3 protein-coding genes are annotated in these 2,567 nt (G+C 50.4%); all 3 read left to right on the top strand.

Annotated elements, in window-relative coordinates:
- A partial coding sequence (locus M0R47_RS21780; RefSeq protein WP_292558455.1) for a fimbria/pilus outer membrane usher protein occupies positions 1-1,002 on the top strand: 1,002 nt, incomplete at its 5' end.
- Positions 999-1,541, top strand: a complete 543-nt coding sequence (locus M0R47_RS21775) for a spore coat U domain-containing protein (RefSeq protein ID WP_292558454.1) — start codon at positions 999-1,001, stop codon at positions 1,539-1,541. The genes M0R47_RS21780 and M0R47_RS21775, both read left to right, overlap by 4 nt.
- Before the next feature lie 95 nt (positions 1,542-1,636).
- Positions 1,637-2,567 (top strand): response regulator (locus M0R47_RS21770; protein ID WP_292558453.1); only part of this gene is annotated, 931 nt, incomplete at its 3' end.

Raw genomic sequence — 2,567 nt, 5'->3', positions numbered from 1 at the left:
TCCACGAGTGTTTCGTTAGGGATCTACGGTTCTTTAAATCTAGGTTATATTTATCAGGACAACAGGGATAATCCCGATGTGAAGATAGCAAGAGCCAGTTATAATGTTTCTTTGGGCCGTGTCGGAGCTTTGAACCTGGGTTATTTCCGTTCCCTGAAAGGTCTACCTGATGACAGTGTCGCCCTGACCTTCACTTTTTCCCTGAGCGAAATACTGGGGGGAAATACCAGCGCCAGCCTCGGCGGCACCGCCCTGCAGGACAATGAGCAAGCGGCGCTGCAAATCCAGAGGAGTCTTCCTCGCGGCAACGGCTTCGGCTATCGGCTGCTCGCTTCAGAGGGCCGCACTGAAAGGTTTGATGCCGGTATCAGTATGCAAAATGATGTTGGTCTTTACAGTGCAGAGGTTTCCCGATCCGGCGAGCAAACTGGTTTTCGCGGCAGCGTGAGTGGCGGTGTGGCCATGATGGGACTGCGGCCGCATTTTTCCAGGCGCTTAACAAACAGCTTTGCCCTGGTTCATGTGCCAGGCATTGCCAATGTGCGCGTCTATGCCGACAACCAATTAGCAGGCTTTACCGATGCCAACGGCGATGCGTTAATCCCGCAGTTGCGCCCATACCAGAGCAATCCGATCCGCATCGAGCAGGCAGATCTCCCCTTCGATGCCCAATTTAATAATTTGCAACTTGAAGCGGTGCCTTACTATCGGAGTGGCTACGACTTGAATTTTGCCATCAAGCGCTCGCGCGGCGCCTTGTTTACTTTGGTGTTGGCTGACGGCAAACCGATGCCCGCCGGTGCGCTTGTACAAATCAACGGGCAAGGCGAAGAATTTCCCGTGGCTTTGAAAGGCGAGGTTTTTATGACCGGCTTGCAAGCCAATAACAATTTACGCGCCACCTGGCGCGGACAGTCCTGCGAATTTGCCGTGGCGTTTCCTGAAATGGAAGATCCATTGCCAAATCTGGGCTCCTTCACTTGTTCAGGTGTAACCCCATGAAACAGTTTATTTATTACCAACGCCCGGCAGTCATCGCAGATTCAGGCTCACACACGGCTGGCAAGCGGTTTTTTGCCGCGATACTGGCTTTGGCCTTGGGCGGTATGGCAGGTTCTGCTTATGGCTTAGGCGAAAGCTGCAATGTGAGTTCCAGCGGCGTCAATTTTGGCGTTTATGATGTCTTCAGCACTAACGCAAATGACGCCGCCGGGAATATACAAGTAGCCTGCACCAACGGGTTAATAAGCCTTCTCGTCTCTTACAATATACGGCTAAGCACCGGCGGCGGTTCTTATGCATCGAGATCAATGGCCAGCGGGGGCAGCCACTCGCTCAGCTACAATCTGTACACAGATTCAAATCACTCGATAGTTTGGGGGGATGGCAGCGCGGGAACGGGGATAAGAAACGACGGTTATCTCTTGGGGATATTATCCACAGTGACAAGAAATTACCCAGTATACGGACGAATTCCTGCCCTACAAAACGCCTATGTCGGAATCTATAGCGATACTATCACAATGACAGTCAATTATTAGTCAATAATTTGACTTGAGTTACGCAAAGGGAGAGGATTCGTTTTGTTCTTCATTTTGTTACATCGGAATTTACTTTAACTTTATGGATCTGGTTAATGACTACACATAAAGACGTAAATAAAGCCTACCTGACGCCCAATGAGGTAGCGGAATTATTGATGGTGGCTCCGGTGACCGTCAGATCGTGGGCGCAGAAAGGCTTGCTGGTTGCGAAGGTTACGCCTGGTGGCCACCGGCGTTTTTTAAAAAGCGATGTAGAGCGTTTTGTGCGCGAAAGCGGCGCAACTCATGCCAATATCAAGTCATGCGCTACCCGAGTTCTCATTGTTGACGACGATCCGCTGATGACCACCTATGTACATGACATCCTTGAAAACTCGGGGTTAGGCTTCGTGACCAAGATAGCTAAAAACAGTTTCGAAGCAGGTGTCAAAATCAATACCTTTGCTCCGGATGTGGTATTGCTCAATTTCATGCTTCCAAATTTAGACGGCTTTCAAATAAGCTCGCTCATTAAAGGCGATGTCGCCACCCGGCATATAGGCGTGATTGCCATTGCAGAAAACATAAGCGCTGAGAATGTAACCCGTATGCTTGAAGCCGGCGCAGAAACATTTCTTACAAAACCGTTCAATCCGGAAGATCTTCTGGGGATTTTAAGCCATACTGCAAGCGTAAAAAAAATCTTGCCGGCCGCGCGAACCGAGACGTCAAGCGAATCCAGCAGGTTCATCAACGAATCAGACAACTCCGAAACGCTATTACTGTCTTTGACGCGCATGGCTGAAGCCAAGAATAGTTATATGGGTCACCATGATGCCACCCGGCTTGCAAACTTGGCGGATATCTTCGGTCGCTCTCTCGGTCGTCTCAGCCCGGAGGAGTTGCTGGCGCTACGCAATGCCTGTGTGCTTCACGACATCGGCAACCTGGGTATTCCCGATAGCATCCTGCTGAAATCCACCCCGCTGACCAAGGAAGAATGGACGGTAATGCGTAGCCATACCATAATCGGCGCACAACTGT

This window comes from Methylobacter sp., assembly GCF_023227905.1.
In the GTDB taxonomy this organism is placed as follows: Bacteria; Pseudomonadota; Gammaproteobacteria; order Methylococcales; family Methylomonadaceae; genus Methylobacter_A.
The sequence above is the reverse complement of the archived record's forward strand: the minus strand, read 5'-3'. Positions and strand labels throughout refer to the sequence as shown.